General features: G+C 44.6%; 1 protein-coding gene. It reads right to left on the bottom strand.

What is annotated here, in order from left to right:
* Window positions 1-1,822: 1,822 nt before the first annotated feature.
* On the bottom strand, window positions 1,823-4,170 hold a 2,348-nt coding region (locus tag JX312_RS09865; protein ID WP_204457871.1), incomplete at its 5' end, for an efflux RND transporter permease subunit.

The raw sequence follows: 4,170 nt of genomic DNA, 5'->3' as shown, positions 1-4,170 counted from the left end.
CAAGACTCTAACGTGAGCGTCCAGTCGTAGCTGCAGTTGCGAGCAACAGCAGCTGCCGAACTCAGTTCGGTAAATCAGGATTTAGAGAATTGGCTTAGAGTAATGTTGAAGAGAATTTTGTAATTTTGTAGAGGATTTTGATCATAACGGCATGAAGATATTATCATACATAGCAGTGTTCATGACATTTTGGGTAGTGAATTGCGGTTGTTCGCGACATGGATCGGAAACAGACAAAGTTCTCAATTCCGCTGACAATTTAATGCATGCTTACCCTGATTCTGCGTTGAAAATGTTAAGACAGCTTGAAGGATCCTCGCTGAATGCATCTGATAAAGCTCGTTATGCATTGTTGTTGACTAAGACACAAATCAAAAGCAACGAATTCATAGAATCTGATTCTACTATCAAAATTGCGTACGATTATTATGACAATCGTAATGACAGTATGGAAATGCAATCGAAAACCTACTACGGAGAGATTCAATATTATAATGGAGATTTGGGAAACAGTCTCGTAAACATACGAAAAGCCTATGACATGGCAAACGAGCAAGAAAATCCGTTTTATGCAGGACTTAATGCCAGAATCATTTCAGCAATTTATGGTAAGATATATGAAAGCACCGAAGAATTGAAGTGGGCAAAAATATCCAAACAAAAATTTGAAGAGGCAAATGCCTCAAAGCATGCTGCATGGGCTGATATAACTCTAATAAATTCTCTTATTATTAGTCTGAACAATCTTAATGCGGCAGACAGCATATTATTAAATATAGATTCTACTGAATACAATACAGAGCCGGTTTTCAGGCATTCTATACTCAAGGCAAAAGCCGATATCGCAAATGCTGAACACAGATATGTTGATTCCATTAAAATCTTAATGGAATTATATAACGATGGATATAAATTTAAGTCTTTGAATTGGTGTAAACTCTCTGACAATTATTATAGAAATGGCGAGATAACGAAATCACAGGCAGCTTTGGATTCCGCAAAAAGAATAATATCTACTCATCAGGAAAATTTGTATTGTAAATACATGGAGTCACTATTACTGGCACAACATGGTAACTACAGGGTGGCAGCATCCAAAGCGATTGAATATGGAGAAAAACTTGAAAACGAAATTGACAACCAAATCAACAGCGAGGCTATAAGTCTGCTTGAGGAATATCTTACAAAAGATGCAGAGAATGCGCAGGAAAGGGCTACGACTCTAAAATTCAGAGCTACTGCTTCTATTATAATACTGGCATTGATAATCATAATTGCCATTGGGCTGATTATTACCCTTCGCCTGAAGAATCAGCGGGATAAAGCTGAGGCAGAATCCCTGAGGGCAAACCTAAAAGAATTAGGAAGGGAATTGGAAACAATCAGAAATAACCGCTCCGAGAGCAAGGATAACACAATCAATTACATCCTCAGCCTTGATGCCATCTATGAAAAAGGTTTCAAGTATCTCACCTCAAAACAAATTATAAATAAGTTGCCTACCGATGTGCGAGAGGTTCTTGAAGCCATAAGAAACGATGAGAACATCGACATTTTAAATAAATGCATTGATTCCATATGCGAGGAATGGATAATTAAATTCACCAAGACTTTCACCAGTCTGGAACAATTCCAGTATCAACTGGCGAAATATCTACACCTGAATATCTCACCTCAGATGATAGCCATGTTGATGAAACGTAACACATTGGATGCCGTTTACAATCTAAAGAGCAGACTTAAGAAACGTCTGAAAGCCGACAATCCCGAAGCTGCAGAGCATTATATCCGCGAAATCTTTAGTAAACGCGAAATCAAAAACCTATCGGAATTTAAAGCGCGGGAGGAGAAGCAGGGGGAGAAGGAGGAAGATTGCCGAGAGCGACATGATGAGACCGCCCATGGTGCCGGCGGCAAGGGGAAACCAGAAACCTTCCATGGTGTCGCCTATGAGGAAGGGGATAAATCCCAAGACCGTGGAGAGCACGGTCAGCAACACTGCCGTGATCTTGCGCCGGAACGCACGAATATATAGTATTACAGGTCTTACACCTGCCGGAAGACGTTTCCGCATCGAGTTATATTCGTTGATGATGTAGATGGCGGCGTTGACTGTAATGCCGCAAAGAAGAATCATAGCGGCGAAACCACCTTTGTCAAATTTAAGTGAAAACAGATAGAAGGTGAGGAACACCCCTATGAATGACACGGGGATGATGAGAATCACGGCAAGTGGCTGTCGCAATGAATTAAACAGGATTGATGATATGAAGAATATGATTACCGCTACCAGAGCCAGAAGCCAATACTTCTCCCCGCTTATCTCATGATTCCATTTGTATTCTTCCTTTTCGGCATGATATCCTAAGGGCAGTGTGGGCACATAAGCGGCAAGGATCTTGTCGAGCACCCTTTCCCCGGCTTTGCTTGAGCCGATATATTCATATTGCAGACACAGAATGTATTCCTGATCTTTCTTCACCACATCAGGGGGTGTCTGTCTCTTCTCAATGGTGGCATAATCGGAAAGTTTTATTTCCCTGCCGCCCGCACGCATGGGATGGTTCATGAATCCCCACACATCACGGTCATTTTCCATAGAGTTTAGACGTATGTATTCCGCGCCGTTATGTCCCGCAACGAATCCGGCGCCGAGGTTTCGTCCGGTCTCATGTCTGACGGCGCGAAACAGATCCGACACCGTCAGACTGTCTTTTGCAAGTCTCACGCGGTCTATGTCAAGATAAAATTCCGTATAATCCTCTTTATAATAAGAGAATTCAGAGTTTATCGTCACCTCCTTGATGCGTCTGAGATTCAGCAATGTGTCGGCAAGTTCGCGTGCCCTTGCCGACAGCTCATCATAATTATATCCCCGCATCTTAATCCTGTAACTTCCGGCTCCCTCCCTGACATCATTATTGAACCCCTGGTCTTCAAGACCGTATACGCTCCAGCTTCCGCCTCCCAGAGTCAAGGCTTTCGACACCACATCAGACTTGAGTCTGTAAGGATATTCCCGCTGATATTCCGGTTTGAAATATATGGAAACCGATGCCCTGCGCGGTCCCGACACATATGTCTGGAACTGGCGTATCCCCTCCTGACCGCTCAGGAATGCCTCCATCTTCGAAATCAGGACATTCATCTGCGACAATGTGGCCCCATTGGGTAGACTTGCCGCAATCTCGAGAACAGGCTCGCGGTCATTATTGTCAAAATATCCACCTTCATACACTTTGGTGACAAACACATGGACCGACCATCCGAATGCCGCGGCAAAGATAATGAACACGATCCACCTGAAGCGGCAGAGAACGGTCAGTATCCTGCCATATATCCTATAAATCCTGACAACCAGACGTCGCTTCCGCTTATTTGATTTCCTGAGCACCAGTCCCATCCTCTCCACAAGAGCGGGCACGAGAAACAGCGCAACGGCAAGAGACACCCCGAGATTGACAATAACCACAACCGTAAAGTCTTTCAACGAAAGGAGTGTCTTCTCATCGAGGAAGAACACAACAGTCAGAGCACCGACTGTGGTAAGCGTTGCGGCGAGCACAGCTGAGAACGCCCGCAGCGTGCGATGTCTCGACACATGCTCTGTCATCACTATCAGATTGTCGATCACGAGGTTCAGCGATATCGTTATTCCGGCAAGCGAATAAAGCTGTATCTCCACCCGCAGGAAATAATAGGCAAGAAAGGCGATAGCCATATTGACCGCAAGACTGATGGCGATGATGAGCAGATAACGGAGATTCGCCGTTATCACAGCCACGAAAACCAACAACAACAGTATCGTCAGGGCGGTGCGAAAATATATCTTGTCCATTTCCTCGGCTATTGATTCCGATGCGTCATGGCTCAGATCCATCATAAAACCATCAGGGAGTGTGATCCCGTCCAGAACTCCCCTGACCCTCTTGCTCAGTTCTATCTGGTTGGCATCTTCTGCAGCCGTTATGTTGAGATAGATTGAATTAAGACCGTTAATGCGGAAATATCCTGTCGGTTCGGCTTCCCGACGAGACACACGAGCCACGTCCGACAACGCGACGATGTGCCCGTCGCGTGCGGTCAGAAACACTTTTGCAGCATCAAGCGTATCGCAACCCGCATTCTCCCTTTCGGATATGGCATTCGACAGATCATCAGGCGACAAGC

Origin of the sequence: Barnesiella sp. CU968 (genome assembly GCF_905219685.1) — a bacterium.
GTDB classification, from domain to species: Bacteria; Bacteroidota; Bacteroidia; order Bacteroidales; family Muribaculaceae; genus Lepagella; species Lepagella muris_A.
This window is presented reverse-complemented; position numbering and strand designations above follow the sequence as displayed.